At 37.8% G+C, this 14892-nt stretch carries 15 protein-coding genes; 10 read left to right on the top strand and 5 right to left on the bottom strand.

What is annotated here, in order from left to right:
* The first annotated feature begins 1 nt into the window (after position 1).
* Positions 2 to 1378: a Re/Si-specific NAD(P)(+) transhydrogenase subunit beta gene (gene pntB / locus C0W29_RS11595; protein WP_045044709.1), complete on the top strand. Its 1377-nt coding sequence runs from the start codon at positions 2 to 4 to the stop codon at positions 1376 to 1378.
* Positions 1379 to 1426: 48 nt separating this feature from the next.
* On the opposite strand, the gene C0W29_RS11590 is transcribed toward pntB, so the two are convergent.
* Genes C0W29_RS11590 through C0W29_RS22005 form a run of 3 tightly spaced genes read right to left on the bottom strand, consistent with a single transcriptional unit; the run spans position 1427 to position 4726 of the window.
* On the bottom strand, positions 1427 to 3610 hold the full coding sequence (locus C0W29_RS11590) for an FUSC family protein (RefSeq protein ID WP_065191175.1): 2184 nt from the start codon (positions 3608 to 3610) through the stop codon (positions 1427 to 1429).
* Entirely contained in the window at positions 3607 to 4488 is an 882-nt protein-coding gene (locus C0W29_RS11585) for an efflux RND transporter periplasmic adaptor subunit (protein ID WP_045044707.1), read from the bottom strand. The genes C0W29_RS11590 and C0W29_RS11585 overlap by 4 nt, the downstream gene beginning before the upstream one ends.
* Positions 4489 to 4507: 19 nt before the next feature.
* Positions 4508 to 4726, bottom strand: coding sequence for a DUF1656 domain-containing protein (locus tag C0W29_RS22005; RefSeq protein ID WP_080888805.1), 219 nt, complete (start codon positions 4724 to 4726; stop codon positions 4508 to 4510).
* Positions 4727 to 4914: 188 nt separating this feature from the next.
* On the opposite strand from C0W29_RS22005, the gene C0W29_RS11575 reads away from it, so the two are divergent.
* From C0W29_RS11575 to C0W29_RS11545, 7 genes are all read left to right on the top strand, one after another.
* Positions 4915 to 5853: a LysR family transcriptional regulator gene (locus C0W29_RS11575; RefSeq protein ID WP_045041240.1), complete on the top strand. Its 939-nt coding sequence runs from the start codon at positions 4915 to 4917 to the stop codon at positions 5851 to 5853.
* Between the two features lie 523 nt (positions 5854 to 6376).
* A complete protein-coding gene (gene vxrA, locus C0W29_RS11570; RefSeq protein ID WP_045041239.1) occupies positions 6377 to 7816 on the top strand; it encodes a sensor histidine kinase VxrA in 1440 nt (479 codons plus the stop codon).
* A complete protein-coding gene (locus C0W29_RS11565; protein ID WP_036790237.1) occupies positions 7791 to 8450 on the top strand; it encodes a response regulator transcription factor in 660 nt (219 codons plus the stop codon). The genes vxrA and C0W29_RS11565 overlap by 26 nt, the downstream gene beginning before the upstream one ends.
* Before the next feature lie 18 nt (positions 8451 to 8468).
* Complete coding sequence (locus tag C0W29_RS11560) at positions 8469 to 9353, top strand: DUF2861 family protein (protein ID WP_080888804.1); 885 nt, start codon at positions 8469 to 8471, stop codon at positions 9351 to 9353.
* Between the two features lie 142 nt (positions 9354 to 9495).
* Entirely contained in the window at positions 9496 to 10695 is a 1200-nt protein-coding gene (locus tag C0W29_RS11555) for an NnrS family protein (RefSeq protein WP_308810767.1), read from the top strand.
* An 84-nt stretch (positions 10696 to 10779) separates the two neighbouring features.
* Positions 10780 to 10965, top strand: coding sequence for a YoaH family protein (locus tag C0W29_RS11550; protein ID WP_036790236.1), 186 nt, complete (start codon positions 10780 to 10782; stop codon positions 10963 to 10965).
* Positions 10966 to 11120: 155 nt separating this feature from the next.
* Positions 11121 to 11648 carry an HD domain-containing protein gene (locus tag C0W29_RS11545; RefSeq protein ID WP_045044706.1) on the top strand — a complete coding sequence of 176 codons (528 nt, stop codon included), beginning with the start codon at positions 11121 to 11123 and terminating at the stop codon, positions 11646 to 11648.
* A gap of 59 nt (positions 11649 to 11707) precedes the next feature.
* Here C0W29_RS11545 and nadE read toward each other — a convergent pair whose 3' ends face one another.
* The gene (gene nadE, locus C0W29_RS11540) at positions 11708 to 12544 is read right to left on the bottom strand and encodes an ammonia-dependent NAD(+) synthetase (RefSeq protein ID WP_045044705.1); all 837 of its coding nucleotides are present in this window, start codon (positions 12542 to 12544) and stop codon (positions 11708 to 11710) included.
* Positions 12545 to 12790: 246 nt separating this feature from the next.
* Between nadE and C0W29_RS11535 the strand changes: the two genes are divergently transcribed.
* Complete coding sequence (locus tag C0W29_RS11535; RefSeq protein WP_045041237.1) at positions 12791 to 13318, top strand: nicotinate-nicotinamide nucleotide adenylyltransferase; 528 nt, start codon at positions 12791 to 12793, stop codon at positions 13316 to 13318.
* A 45-nt stretch (positions 13319 to 13363) separates the two neighbouring features.
* Complete coding sequence (locus C0W29_RS11530; protein ID WP_052671597.1) at positions 13364 to 13891, top strand: hypothetical protein; 528 nt, start codon at positions 13364 to 13366, stop codon at positions 13889 to 13891.
* Positions 13892 to 13954: 63 nt separating this feature from the next.
* Here C0W29_RS11530 and C0W29_RS11525 read toward each other — a convergent pair whose 3' ends face one another.
* Positions 13955 to 14632 carry a cupin domain-containing protein gene (locus C0W29_RS11525; protein ID WP_045044704.1) on the bottom strand — a complete coding sequence of 226 codons (678 nt, stop codon included), beginning with the start codon at positions 14630 to 14632 and terminating at the stop codon, positions 13955 to 13957.
* Between the last annotated feature and the right edge of the window lie 260 nt (positions 14633 to 14892).

Below are 14892 nucleotides of genomic sequence, written 5' to 3'. Positions count from 1 at the left end.
CATGTCTGCAGGAATCGTACAAGCGGCATACATTGTTGCTGCCGTATTGTTTATCATGTCACTTGCTGGGTTATCCAAGCAAGAAACCGCACGAAAAGGCAACTATTTCGGTATGGCGGGTATGGCTATCGCGTTGATCGCTACTATCTTTGGTCCAGACTCTGAAGCTACAGTTTGGATCATTTTAGCGATGATCATCGGTGGTGCTATCGGTATTTTCTATGCGAAAAAAGTAGAAATGACTGAAATGCCAGAGTTGGTTGCTATGCTACACAGTTTTGTGGGTATGGCGGCAGTACTGGTTGGTTTTAATACATTTTTACATCACGGCGACCTTAGTGGCGTTAAATTGAATATACATTTGGTAGAAGTCTTCCTTGGTGTATTCATCGGTGCTGTGACCTTTACTGGTTCGTTGGTAGCCTTCGCTAAATTACGTGGTTTAGTTTCATCTTCAGCATTAATGCTTCCACATCGTCACAAGCTTAACCTTGTAGCGCTGATTGCATCAGTATTATTGTTGGTTTGGTTTGTTAACGCTGAAGGCTCAATGGTTGCATTGATTCTAGTGACACTGATTGCCTTTGCATTTGGTTATCACTTGGTTGCATCTATTGGTGGTGCAGATATGCCAGTTGTGGTATCGATGCTTAACTCATACTCAGGTTGGGCAGCAGCGGCAGCAGGCTTTATGCTAGCAAATGATCTACTGATTGTTACTGGTGCATTAGTTGGTTCTTCTGGTGCTATTCTGTCTTACATCATGTGTAAAGCAATGAACCGCTCATTTGTCAGTGTTATTGCAGGTGGATTTGGTTCAGATGGTGCAGCATCGACAGCTGATGAAGAGTATGGCGAATACCGTGAAACGACTGCGGAAGACGTTGCTGAATTATTGAAAGATGCAAGATCAGTGATTATTACTCCTGGATACGGTATGGCTGTTGCTCAAGCACAATATCCTGTTCATGAGATCACCGATAAACTACGTGCTCAAGGCGTAGAGGTGCGTTTTGGTATTCACCCAGTAGCTGGTCGTTTACCTGGACATATGAACGTATTACTTGCTGAAGCAAAAGTACCGTACGATATTGTATTAGAAATGGATGAAATCAATGATGACTTCCCTAAAACTGATGTGGTATTAGTTATTGGTGCAAATGACACTGTAAACCCAGCAGCAATGGAAGATCCAAATAGTCCGATTGCTGGTATGCCTGTTCTTGAAGTGTGGAATGCAAGTAACGTGATTGTGTTTAAGCGCTCAATGAATACTGGTTATGCAGGGGTACAAAACCCATTGTTCTTTAAAGACAATAGCCAAATGTTGTTTGGCGATGCGAAAGATACATGTTTGAAGATTCTTGAGCATCTTTAATAGATTTTAGTTAAATAAAAAGGACTTCTTCGGAAGTCCTTTTTTATTTTATACGGTGAAGTACTGAATTTCTAAAGCTTTAAAATCGAACTCGGCCATAGCCTCACTGAGTATTTTTAACTCATTCACAAGTAAGCCAAGTGAAGCGAGTGCTCGATGTAAGTTTAATGCTTCCTCTAGAGAGATATCACCTTCAATCTCCACTTGACGATCAATCAAATGAATTCGACGGTGGACGTCGTTATATAAAGATAACATTTCTTGCTCTAATACAAGCAAGTTTTGATAACCATCGGTATGCTCTAAAGCCGCTGCAATGCGTAATATACTGTCTTTTACCATGGATTGCGCTAGGTCGTCTTTAGTGTTTAAACGCCATTTCGCATAACCATCTTTGAGTGAGTTAATCCGCAGAACTAACAGATACAAACGTTGAATAATTACTTGTGCTTGATCTTCGCTTACTTCAGGGAAATTCTTCCATTTAATCGCTTTTGCTGCATTATCTGCACCCATAACTAACTTAATGGGACGAATATTATACAACAATCCAACAATAGGTACCCACCAACGGCGACGTTCTTGTATTGTTGCCACTGCGTATCGTAACTGCCATGCCAACACATTTCTCAATATTTGCAAACGTCGTAACATAACCCGTTCAGGCTGAGCTGAAAATGGAAAATCATTAAAGAAAATAATTAGCAATAAACCAATGGAAAGGGACACTAAAATAGATATGGCTAATTTGGGATCATAAACGGGTGTTAAGCACATAACTGACTTCGTACTAATGATTAGAATCATTGTTCCCATTACACGTGAAACTAAGTATTGTGGGCCTGAAAATTTAAACCAAATAAAAAAGGTACTAAAAAAATAAAATAACGCAATTTGATACGGCTGATCTAAGAACGGAATAATAAATATGTATTCAAGTAGAACAAAGCCACTCCATCCTACAATATAAGCCAAGATAGTTTTCATGTTCGCGAAAGGGAGACCAATAAACGTTAAACCAAAAATGGTCCCAAGTGCGATCATCAATGATCCGCCAGGTGGATTATAGTAATACCAAATGAGCACTAAGCTCGAAACGATCAACATGATTTTGAATGAAGCAATTAAACGTTCAGTGTCTAATGACCAACGCTTTACCGGTTTAGGTAACGATTGTTCATCGCGATACCAACGATCTCCTGAATAAGCCGAATAAAATGCTAAGACCAATTCGTCACTTAACTTCGCCATGTTGTTCAATTGACGTTCTAATAGCAACAAAGCGCCTTGTGTATGCATATCTGTTTCTGGATGCAAACCCAGTTTCATATATTGAAAGCAGGTTATTTGTCTCTTATTAGGGGCTTTTCCCGTTTTAACTATAGATTCACATTGTTGAAAGTTATGTAATAAATACATAAAAATAGAGTCAATTTTTGATTTTTCAGCCTCCAAGTTAGCTTCTTTTAATAAATCAATTGCTTCAGTTAAATGACCAATAGCAATTGCCCATTGATCACCTATTTCGATAATATATTGCCATGATTTTTTTTCACGTAAAATATTGTAGCTATCAGCTTCTGCGGCATACAGCAGATCTTGTAAGCGCATAACCAATTTCAAACCTTCACCTAATGCCGGTTGTGTTACGGTATGTTGATCGCTTTTAATTAATTGGTGACGGCGGTTTATTAAGTTCGTTTGTTGTTGCTTTAATAGATCCAGTACAGCATCTTCAAAAACGGGTCGACTTGATTGTGGCCACAGGATACTAAACACTACAATATGGCAAATAAAACCCAATAAGGTTTCTTCTAAACGTAAAGTGGCTAGATTAAAGTCATTGATTGGAGTCATGTCCCCCATAACCAGAATGAGAGAGCAGACGGTGGTAGTAATGGCCCATATATAACCATAACGAGGATTAAAAATCATATAGCCACTAATACCCACCAGCAAGGTGAATAAGGCCATCATAATTCCTACATCTTGTGCAAAAAAAGCCAACAAGAAGAAGGCACAGGCTGTACCGCAAAATGTACCAACTAAACGCCATTTACCTTTACGTAAAGAATGACCACTGGTTTCCATCATTGACATCACAGTCACAGCCAAACCAGCCCAATAAGGGCGATCCCAACCTAGCCAGATAGCAATCATCATTGCGATGCTTAACGTTAAAGCAACCTTAATGGGCAGTTTAGCGCGTTCATATAAGACTGATATATTCACTGTTGTGACTCATGCTGCTTAATAATAACAGAAGCGGAAGTACCAACACGTAACACGACATTTTTCGGGAGTGTGTCTAAATGGATACGAACAGGAAGACGTTGTGCTAAACGAATCCACTCAAATGTTGGGTTAACGTTTTGCAATAAGTTATCGTTGTAGGTTGGGTTTTCAGGGTTAATACCAAAACCAATACTGGTTACAGTGCCATTTATAGGGCTATTTGGGTAACCCATTAAGGTTACCACTGCATGCGATCCTGGATGAATGTGCTGAACGTCAGTTTCTTTGAAGAAAGCTTGAATCCAAAATGTTTTGTTATCAATTAAAGCAACAACCGGTTTATTCGCCACTACCTGTGTACCTAGTTGTACTTTTAAATTGGTAATGTAGCCGCTAACAGGGGCTTTAACTTGCGTGAAATTCACATTGAGTTGAGCTTGATCTACTTTGGCTTGTGCTTGCTGTTCCTCTGCTTCTGCTGAGCTAAGGTTATTTTGTAAACTAATAATTTTTAACTTTGACACAGCACCAGGGTCTACTCGATTCATTGCAAATGAGCGATTAAATTGCTCACTAGCTTCAGATACCGAAACTTTAGCCTGGGTTAATGATGCCTTAGCTTGGGCTAGGGCGACTTTATAAGTACTTGAATCTATATTGAATAAAGACTGCCCAACGGTCACTTTTTCATTATCACTGATGTTTAAAGCCACAATTGGCCCCGTTACACGTGGTGCTATTGTTATAACTTGTGCCTGAACTTGCGCATCGCGTGTCCAAGGATTCATCAAATACTGCTGATATTTCCAAATAATGGCGGCAATCGCTAATAATACCAATACTACAGTAAAACCAATTCGTCTAATTAAATTCATGAGTCAAACAACTTTAAGGTTAAGAAGGAATAACAAACGTGCCAATCAACACGGTGTAAATAATTGTTAACGACAGCTCAACCAAAGGTGGTGACACAAAAAAACGGTGCCATCGTACCTTATTCAAAATACGTATGGTGATGGAGGTGCAAGCTAATGCTAACAATCCCGACACCAATAATGGCGGCAAGCTGAATCCTCCAAGGACTATTTGATGCGGGGAAAACAAAGTAACCATACTTTTCTCTGTAGTTATTATTAGGTGTTAAAAATAGAGCGATCATTTATAACGGGAGAGTATTCACCATGGGAATATTATTTCGGCATTTTATTCGCTACTATGAAGAACATAAACACTCAAATAACACTTAATCTCGAAACTGACAGTTTCTAATTTTTTGGACTAAAGTCACAAAGTGAATAGTTATGGATAGATTTACCAGTATGTTAGTCTTTGTTCAGGCTGTAGAATTAGGGTCATTTTCTGCTGTTGCAGAAGAACAACAAATGAGCCCACAAATGGTTGGAAAACACGTTCGCCATTTAGAACAACGCTTAGGGGCAAAATTACTTAATAAATCAACAAGACAGCAAAGTCTTACTCAACTAGGGCAGCAATACTATCAACGCTGTAAAACAGTATTAGCTGAACTTAAAGCAGCAGAAGATGAAGCTTCTCGTTTTTTAAATGCACCAAGAGGCCTAATTAAGATCGCTTCGTCAATTACCGTTGGGTACATACTTACGCCAGTTATCGCGAAATTTATGCACGATTACCATGAGATCGATATTGAATTAGTACTTACAAATCGTAGTGTTGATCTGATTAATGAAGGTTTTGATGCGGTTATTCGTCTTGGTGAGATTGAAAACAGTCGATTAATTGCTCGAAAATTGATCAGTTATAAAAATATCCCCTGTGCTTCGCCACTTTATTTACAGCAGCATGGAATTCCAAACCATCCACTAGATCTCAATAATCATCAATGTCTGCATAGTCATCTATCAGAAAGTAAAAAAATGTGGCGTTTTCATGGCAATGACGGTGATTTTATGGTGAACCTACATTCACGATTGATTATTGATAATGGTCAAGCACAATTGCTTGCGGCAATTCAAGGGCTAGGTATTACATTACAACCTTATCCGATGGTTGCTCATGCACTAGATACAGGAAAACTTATTCGAGTATTGGATCAATACCAAGCTTCAGATATTGATATCCATATTGTCTACCCAGTAAGCCAGCGGTTAACGCCTAAGTTTACGGCTTTTTTAGAATATTTATTAACCACTTTGCCTTTGACTAAAATGAATCCTATTGTTTCTCCTCATCCTAATCAGGTGTTAAATGAATCGAACTGATGATTATAAAGTTGAAATTTCATATTAAGGGAGAGGTTGCTTTAGTCATAATAACTAATCAGTTAAATTATGCTGTTTAGCAAAACATGATGTAGATCTTAAAACGAGAAAAATAAGATATTCACATGTTTATAATACAAAGTATAGTTTATCATTATACTTTGGTTTTTTTGTGTTTTTATTCAGTTGGTTATAGTTGTTGTGTGATTATAAATAGAGGCTGCTAATCTGTACCTTAGAGCTAACTCACTCATGAGGTATTAATGTTATTTGAATCATTATATTGTAGTGTGCGCATATAGTGTTTGGCATGATGAAAACATCATGTTTATCTATTCTTGTACATCTATAAAAATATCCGTAGTATGAATAAAACTACTCAAGGTTGAGTAGCTTTTTTTATTAATAAACAAAAGAATGCGTTTCGAGTCAATTTTTGGAAGTTAAAAAGCAATAGGTTTAAGTGGTTATTGCTCTGACATTTTTTTGACAAAACACTGTTCTATAATGTTAAACTAAAAGCATGAAAACGTATGTATTAGTCTTTTCTTTATTCTTTTCTGCAGCGTCACTTGCAGAAGCTCAAACATTTCCAGAACGGTTAAATGCGGTTCGTTCTGATATATTGAAACGTAAGCCTTTAGCAACATACGATTTTCGTAAACTTCAGAGCTTATATCCAGGGCCATTATTGGTGCCTGAAACACTACTACCGCAAACGAGTGAATATCCACTGAATGCACTGCGTCAGTTGTATCATAATTCGTTAACTTGTAAGGGACCATGGCCATTATCGCCATTAGTTACTCAACCTGTTGTATTTACTCGTGCTATTTGTTTTAAAACACAATTACCATCGAGTTGGTTTGTACGTTCAGGGTATATTCATCCCGGTGGTGGTAGTTATGCATATCGCTATATTCAGCAACATCCGGATATGGCGATCAAGTACAGCAAATATTTACATATAAAAGAACGTCCAATCGCAGCAGCAACAACGATTCTAGGACGATTGCAGCGAATGAATAATGATGAGATCCATGCATTTATTTCTGGCGCACAATTTTTTATATCTAATGGCGAACTTTGGGTTCGCAATGACAATGAATACCGTGTTTTTGATCAAGTAACATGGTCTAAAATGCTTAATCGCTACCAATTGCACTTTAAACGCTTGGATCAAAATGATTTTTGTCTAGCGAAAAACGGCAATATTTGTTGGCGTGAAGATAATAAGTCACATGTAACCTATTATTTGTTGATAGGCTTACTTGTGATGAATGCTGGATTATTATTGAGTTGGGGTATTTACCGATTCAGAATCCGCCGCCGAACGATGGAAGAGCGGATGTTAGTATTACAAATATTAACACATGAATTACGTACTCCAATTGCGAGCTTAGCAATGACTGTTGAAGGTTTTCGACGTCATTTTGATGAGTTGCCAGAAGGTTTATATGACGAATTCCGCCGTTTAACTGAAGATTCTCGACGATTACGTCAATTAGCTGAAGCGAGTAAAGACTACCTTCAAGCTAATCAACAGCAGTTAAGTGTTCAAGAAATTGAATCACTGAATGAATGGCTAAGTTATGTTGCTGAAAAATATGATGTTATACTTAAATTAGGCGAGGATAGAAGCGTTCTTGTTAATATTTATTGGCTAGGGACTTGTCTTGATAACTTATTGTCTAATGCTCATAAATATGGTGTAGCACCAGTTAGTTTATCGTCATCGTATAAAAATGGGATTTTGAAACTGGTTGTTCAAGATGAAGGGCAATTAGGCGCAAAAGATTGGTCTCGTTTAAGAAAACCGTTTGTTAGCTCTAAAGGCTTAGGTCTTGGCTTAACAATTGTTGAATCGATGATTAATAGAATGGGAGGCCGAATGAAACTCATTGGTCCACCTACAACGTTTATTTTGGAGATACCGTGTGAATCAAACTCTGCTACTGGTTGAGGATGACCGTAACCTTGCTGATGGTTTACTCGATTGCCTAAGGCAAGCTGGATACAATTGCTTATATGCAGATTGTGCCACTAAAGTCGATGCATTATGGAAAGATGCTGATCTTGTTGTACTTGATCGTCAATTACCGGAAGGTGATTCACTCGACTATTTATCAGGTTGGCTAAAAAAGAAACATGTTCCTGTTATCTTACTAACAGCAATGGTTTCAATTAACGATAAAGTAATCGGGTTAGATTCAGGTGCAAAAGACTATTTAACTAAGCCATTTGCTGAAGAAGAATTGCTAGCACGCGTTCGAGTACATCTTCGTGGTGAAGATGGCGATATGGCAGCCATTAATATTATTTCTGTGGGTAATATTCGCATTAATCAAGAAAGCCGTGAAGTTTTTCATGGAAGTGAAAGTGTGACTTTGACACGTACTGAATTTGAGCTGTTAGTATTCTTAGCTAAGAATGCAGGCCGTGTGTTTACTCGTGATGAATTATTAGATCAAGTTTGGGGTTACAACCATTACCCAACAACACGTACCGTTGATACTCATATTTTGCAATTACGTCAAAAATTGCCTGATATTGAGATTGAAACACTACGTGGTGTCGGATACCGAATGAAACCATAAGGTTTAGGTCCGTATTCCATGAGAATTAAAAAGCCCAAACGCTGGCTTATGGGATTATTGTTAATGCACTCGATGTTGTTTTCATCGAGTGCATTTGCATCGTCTGATTGGTTTATCTCCAAAGATCTTTATACGATGGCACATAAAGAATTACTTGAAGATAATACCGCCGCCGTTTTTCAAACGATTATCCAAGCATGGCAGCAATCGCCAAATAGTGTTAAAGCTAATAATCTCGATCAGTTGCTTAATCTTGCTATTAGTGAAGATTGTGGACATAGCCTTGAGCGTAAGGTTTTACCGACATGGTTATCGAAATTATCGATTGAACGCCAAGTTGAGCAGAACCTAAATCAACAATTATTGAAAATTTCTGTTGTTGGTCTTACACGCAGTGATATTACTAATATTAGTCTGACTAAATGGCCAAATAAGACCTTATTGCAAGGCGCACCATTTATCGATGATGGCGGATATTTTTCTGTTGAAACACAACGTTTAGATGAACCTGTATCAGCAGGTTTATACAAGCTATCTATTACCGCTGAAAATAAGCCACCATGGATTGGATGGATTGTTCTAACTGCACCAGCTGATAAACAACAAATTAGTTGGAAAGACAGTAAAACATGGCGAATTGATAATATCGAAAAAAATAATGGTAATTGTCCATCGCCTACTTTAAACATTAAATTGTATGATCTTAATGATACAACATGGCATGCAATTTGGAGTCAAGAGTCTGATTCAAATTGGCCTACATCATTGCCGAAATTGAGTCTTCCTGAAGGTCGTTATTGGCTTAGTGTTGGTGTCGTGAAAACACGTTGGCAGGGTGAAATTTCGATATTAGATATTCAACGAATCACTCGTCCCGTTGACTATGTCGGCGAAGATGATTAAGCATATTCAAAGCTAAATAGCTATTACAGTCATGTAGTAGCTATTTTTTTGTTTTAAATTCAGACAAATAAAAGTAAACAGTGAAAAAGTAGAAATATCACTGCAAACATGTATAATTTATGCATGTTTACAGTGAGGTAGTATGATGCAAATTATTGACCGGGCAAAAGAAGAAAAAATCCCCCCTATATTTAGGCTCGCATTTCGTCCGTTTTTTATAGGGGCTGCAGTTTATGCTGTCGTTTCAATAGCATTATGGGGCTTATTTTGGTCGGGTAATACTCATATTAGTCAGTTGATGTATGGTAATCCATTATGGTGGCATAGCCATGAAATGTTATTTGGCTTTGCTGGTGCAGTCATTGTTGGCTTTTTATTGACGGCAGTGCAGACGTGGACTGGACAAACGGGGGTAAAAGGCGCCAAGTTAGCATTTTTATTTAGTTTATGGCTAATTGCGCGCTTAGGGTTAATTTTTTCAACGCCGAGTTATTTATGGATGATCGTTGATTGTGCTTGGATTGTCGTCGCAACTATTTTTTTAGCTATACCAATTATTCGAGTCAAGCAGTGGCGCAATGTATTTTTTATACCTGTTCTAATGATGTTTACTTTATTAAATGTAAAATATCACTTGATGGTACTTAAGGTTATCCCTGATGATTTAAAAGCAACTGCATTAGCAACGTTAACGATTATTGCGGCTGTGGTGCTAGTTGTTGGAGGGAGAGTTATTCCATTTTTCACATCGCGAGGAACAAAAACCGCAACGATCACAAGAATTTCAGTAATAGAATATGCAGCGCTAATTCCCATTTGGATATTGTTGATAGTTACTATTTATCCAGGTGACGTTCCATCGAGTTTATTGGCAATAGTGTATATTATTGCTGCTGTGACTAATTTAGTGCGTTTTTGTCGTTGGCGTAGTATCAAAACCATGAGAGTGCCTTTGTTATGGTCATTACATGGTGCTTATTTATCATTGATTCTCGGCTTAGCGTGGCTTGGTGGGAGCTACCTAAATAGTAATATGAGCCCGACAATAGGTATTCATTTGATCGCTATTGGTGGTATTGGGGCAATGATACTTGCGATGATGGCGCGTGTTTCATTAGGACATACAGGACGTAAATTACAGGTAGGGCGCTGGATGACTATTGCGTTTATTAGCTTATTCTGTTCACTGTTAACGCGAACGTTATTGGTGGTATTAATGCCGATTTCTGTATTAGATGCGTATGTTATTTCTGCTATTTTATGGGTAATTTCTTTTACTATTTTTACTGTGATTTATTTTCCTGTACTCACTAGAGCTCGTGTTGATGGTCATCCTGGTTAATCTGATATCAGCGAGGATAAACAGTGACATTGTTTCACTTTACTTCTAAAATACTCATCCGATTACGAAGTTAAGAAGAATGATATGTATAATCACACGCCGACATTAACGCATGCAGAACAACAAGTAGCTGCTGAGCGTATTCATGATCTTATGGCTAAAGGTATCAGCAGCGGTGAAGCTATCATGATTGTCGCTCACGAAATTCGTGAGGCTGACATGAAGCGCCGTCAGGCCGCAGGTGAACTTCCGGCTGATGAAGAAGAGTAACATTAAGATATCATTCGTAACTATCTAATAAATAAAAAGAGTCGAGAGGCTCTTTTTATTTTTGGATCATTTCATTTCAAATAAACGACTAGCATCAAGGTATGTTTTACTTCTACAATGACGCATTAAAATAAAAAAGTCCCGAGGAAGCATTGATGGATAGTCGTTATTTAGTTGCACAAGCATTTGCAAAAAGTCGTCATGGAGATCAGAGATATGGTGAGTTTCCATATACCGTTCACCTTAATGCGGTTGCAAAACTAGCTCAACCATTTGGTTTAGATGCAATGATTGTAGCTCAACTGCATGATATAATTGAAGATACTGACACAAGTTTTGATGAGTTAGCTGATCGTTTTGGTTTTACTATTGCAGACGCTGTTAACTATGTTACAGATGTTAAATTAGAAGATCGTGCCAAGCGAAAATTAGAAATTAATCAACGATTAGCAGCTTTAAATGTTAAAGAAGATGCTGCGCGTTTAGCATTAATTGTGAAGGTTTGTGATCGTTTAGCGAATGTACGCTCAAGCAGTCAAAGCTCGCCGCGCCATTACAAAATGTATCAACATGAACATCCTGCTTTCAAAGAAGCAGTATACCGTCCTGGTCTTTGCGATGATTTATGGGTAGAACTCAATGCACTCATTATTGGTCAACCTGAAACAATATTATGTAAATAAATTATTGGTTCCTAAAAAAGAGGCCTAACATAATGTTAGGCCTTTTATTTACCACTAAATTAATCGATGTCGTAAATGGTTGGGATTGGCTGACGCTTGTGTTGAGTAACACGATAGATACTAATCAGACGATCACGAACAAAGTCATCAACAGGTTTACCTTCAAGGAAGTCATCAATTTGGTCATAAGTAACTAATAATGCATCTTCATCTGCTTTTTGTGGTGCCAATTCTTCTAAATCAGCGGTAGGTACTTTACCGACAAGATGGTCAGGTGCACCTAATGTTGCTGCAATACTGCGAATCTGGCGTTTATTTAAACCAAAAAGAGGGGCCAGATCACAAGCACCATCTCCAAATTTAGTATAAAACCCCGTAATATTTTCGGCTGAATGATCCGTACCGATAACGAGCCCACCAACTAAGCCAGCAATTTCATATTGCGCAATCATACGTGCGCGTGCTTTAACATTACCTTTTACAAAATCAACTTTAGCAGGATCTGCTGGGATTAAAGTTGTACCTTCTAATCCAAATAAAGTGCTGGCATGTAGCCCATCAACCCCTGATTTTATATTTACGCATACAGATTGGCTTGGCTGAATAAACTGTAAAGCATGCTGTGCTTCATCCTCATCTTGTTGCTCACCATAAGGCAGGCGAACAGCAATAAACTGATACTCATTACTTGCAGTGGTAGCATTTAAGTCATTGATAGCAAGTTGTGCTAAACGGCCACAAGTCGTTGAATCAACACCTCCGCTAATTCCGAGTACTAGAGATTTACAACCAGACTGCTTGAGTTTTTTCTGGATGAAAGCAATACGGCGCTGAATTTCAAATTCAACATCGATAACTGGTAGTACACGCATCTCTTCACGGATAAGTTGTTCCATGGGTCATGAATCCTTAAGGCTTTTGCCCAAATATTAATCACTTAAAACGATATAATGGAAAAATGAGAACTTAGCCATTACACCTTTATCAAAATCATGCGATAACTCTAACTAAGGATCAATCCTCAATCGTAAATATATTTGAAATAATGTGGTTTTAGCACAAAAACAGCACCATATTAATAAATTAGACCAAATAAGATCGTCTTAAGATAATTTTTCATAAAGAGGTTAGCTAATTGAAATATGAAACATACACTGGCAGTTTTTGGTAGTGCATTTAATCCTCCAAGTTTAGGCCACCGTTCAGTGTTAGAGCGCTTAGGCCAATTTGATAAGGTATTACTACTTCCTAGCTATCAGCATGCGTGGGGGAAAGTTATGCTTGATTATAGTGCTCGATGTGATCTTGTACGTGCATTTATCTGTGATATTGGTCAATCTAATCTAGAATTATCTACATTAGAACAAAAAATCGCCATTGGAGATAATGCTGTTACAACATTTGCTGTGCTTGAAGCTCTGCAATTAGATTATCCTGATAGTGATATAACGTTTGTTATAGGGCCGGATAATTTTTTAAGCTTTCAACGTTTTTATAAAGCAGAAGACATTCTAAAACGATGGCAGGTTATGGCATGCCCTGAAACAGTACCTGTTCGAAGTACGTTGATACGAGAGGCGTTGTTAAATAAAACTGATATTAGTGATTATACAACACCAACAGTGCATAAAATGTTAGTTAATGACCACAGATATCAGTTTAATAGTTAGTTTAAAGGACGTTAATATTTGCGCATAAATAAAGTAAAACTATGTATGCTTGTCTTAGTAGGTAATTTATTTTATTCGTCTTCAGCGTCTGCTTTTTCTTGTGAGTTTATTCCAACTAAAATATCCCCAATAGATAATGATTTTTTTCAATATGATCGGTCGTTATGCGGTCCCGGTGATGAATACTCTGGTATTCCATTATTATATAAAAAGAATAATTCTAGTGGGCAGGCTCAACAACGGTTCCGTGATTGGAAGCAAGACCATGGCTACAATACCAGCGAGTTTTGGAATAAATGGAGTGACGATTTCGCTGATCATCCTATTTTCACTGAACATAATGATTCAATGTACTATGGTTTAGGTTTTTGGTTACCAAAAAAATATGATCAAGAAGAAGTTGAAGATATTGTGGATGCTGAGCAGTGGGTATTAAATCATGGTGTCCAAATGAGTGTGGGGTTTGGCGATCCTGGAAGCGATAGCACTCATGTACGCTTAGATTATCGTTGGCATACCAAAAGTAGTGTTGATGACGGAATATCGTTACAAATTCACGTACCATTTAATTAATGAATCGTTAAAAGAATGCCCTGAATGTGAATGGGCACTCTTTTAATAGAAAAATCTTTATTGTTAAAAAGGTTTTCCTAAAATAGGCATGGCAAGTGCTTCAAGTAACACTTCAGATGTATTCAACTGCGCGGCAATTTGCGGTAACTTCCTTCCAGAACGGACTAATTTAACCGCCTCACGTATGGTAATACAGGACTCAAATTCTTTTAAGGTCATACCCAATACGGGTTCAATATTTTGAGTCGCCGATTGTTCGGTAATTTTGTTGCCATTAAGTAATAGCGCAAGTGCATTATGATATTGTTTATTAATCGCAGGTGACAACGATTGTGTTGAAGCTGATAAGCTTGATACTTGATCCGCTATAACTTTAAGTAGGCGTCCTTCAGTGCCATTCCAGTCATGTTTTTCTATAGGTTGCTTTTCAAGTTCAACCAATAAAGCATCAAGTAATGGGCTAACTACAAAGAACCCTGCATCACGACATAGTGGCTGTCGTAAACGGATTGAAAAAGCGACTTTAAAAAAACGAGTACCGGGTAAAACTGTTAATGCATGTAAACAATCAAAAGGCACCCAAAAACCATGTCCTTGGGATACGAGGTGCTCGTGTTTACCTAAGCGTATTAATATGCAGCCGCTAGCAACAACGATAAAGTAGGCGTTGTGGCTTTTTCGGCGAGAACCAACAAAAAGAAAAGGGTGCTCGTTTTTGGAAAACTCAATGGCTTGTTTCATAATGTCTCTCTAACTCGATATCTTGCACATATTCGGCTGTTTTTGTTACATCGTCAACATTGCATAGGCGACAATAATCAAAATCAGTGTATGATTGGTCGTTTTTGCATTAGAACGCACTTTTTATGATTAATAGTGGTTGAAAATTCAACGACTAGACGTGGTTCGGTCTCCAACCATACTCCTTATTGATTTAGGTTATTTGGTAAAATAGAATTTATCAGTAAAATAACCAAGTTTTTTCAAGATGAAGCCTTATT

Origin of the sequence: Photobacterium kishitanii (assembly GCF_003026355.1) — a bacterium.
Lineage (GTDB): Bacteria > Pseudomonadota > Gammaproteobacteria > Enterobacterales > Vibrionaceae > Photobacterium > Photobacterium kishitanii.
This window is presented reverse-complemented; position numbering and strand designations above follow the sequence as displayed.

Excerpts from the sequence above, each read along its gene's own strand:
- C0W29_RS11535 (WP_045041237.1), top strand. The coding sequence starts at position 12,791 with ATGAAACATACACTGGCAGTTTTTGGTAGTGCATTTAATCCTCCAAGT.
- C0W29_RS11545 (WP_045044706.1), top strand. The coding sequence starts at position 11,121 with ATGGATAGTCGTTATTTAGTTGCACAAGCATTTGCAAAAAGTCGTCAT.
- C0W29_RS11560 (WP_080888804.1), top strand. The coding sequence starts at position 8,469 with ATGAGAATTAAAAAGCCCAAACGCTGGCTTATGGGATTATTGTTAATG.
- C0W29_RS11585 (WP_045044707.1), bottom strand. The coding sequence starts at position 4,488 with ATGAATTTAATTAGACGAATTGGTTTTACTGTAGTATTGGTATTATTA.
- C0W29_RS11525 (WP_045044704.1), bottom strand. The coding sequence starts at position 14,632 with ATGAAACAAGCCATTGAGTTTTCCAAAAACGAGCACCCTTTTCTTTTT.
- C0W29_RS11555 (WP_308810767.1), top strand. The coding sequence starts at position 9,496 with ATGATGCAAATTATTGACCGGGCAAAAGAAGAAAAAATCCCCCCTATA.
- C0W29_RS11530 (WP_052671597.1), top strand. The coding sequence starts at position 13,364 with ATGCTTGTCTTAGTAGGTAATTTATTTTATTCGTCTTCAGCGTCTGCT.
- nadE (WP_045044705.1), bottom strand. The coding sequence starts at position 12,544 with ATGGAACAACTTATCCGTGAAGAGATGCGTGTACTACCAGTTATCGAT.
- pntB (WP_045044709.1), top strand. The coding sequence starts at position 2 with ATGTCTGCAGGAATCGTACAAGCGGCATACATTGTTGCTGCCGTATTG.
- C0W29_RS11550 (WP_036790236.1), top strand. The coding sequence starts at position 10,780 with ATGTATAATCACACGCCGACATTAACGCATGCAGAACAACAAGTAGCT.
- C0W29_RS22005 (WP_080888805.1), bottom strand. The coding sequence starts at position 4,726 with ATGGTTACTTTGTTTTCCCCGCATCAAATAGTCCTTGGAGGATTCAGC.
- vxrA (WP_045041239.1), top strand. The coding sequence starts at position 6,377 with ATGAAAACGTATGTATTAGTCTTTTCTTTATTCTTTTCTGCAGCGTCA.
- C0W29_RS11575 (WP_045041240.1), top strand. The coding sequence starts at position 4,915 with ATGGATAGATTTACCAGTATGTTAGTCTTTGTTCAGGCTGTAGAATTA.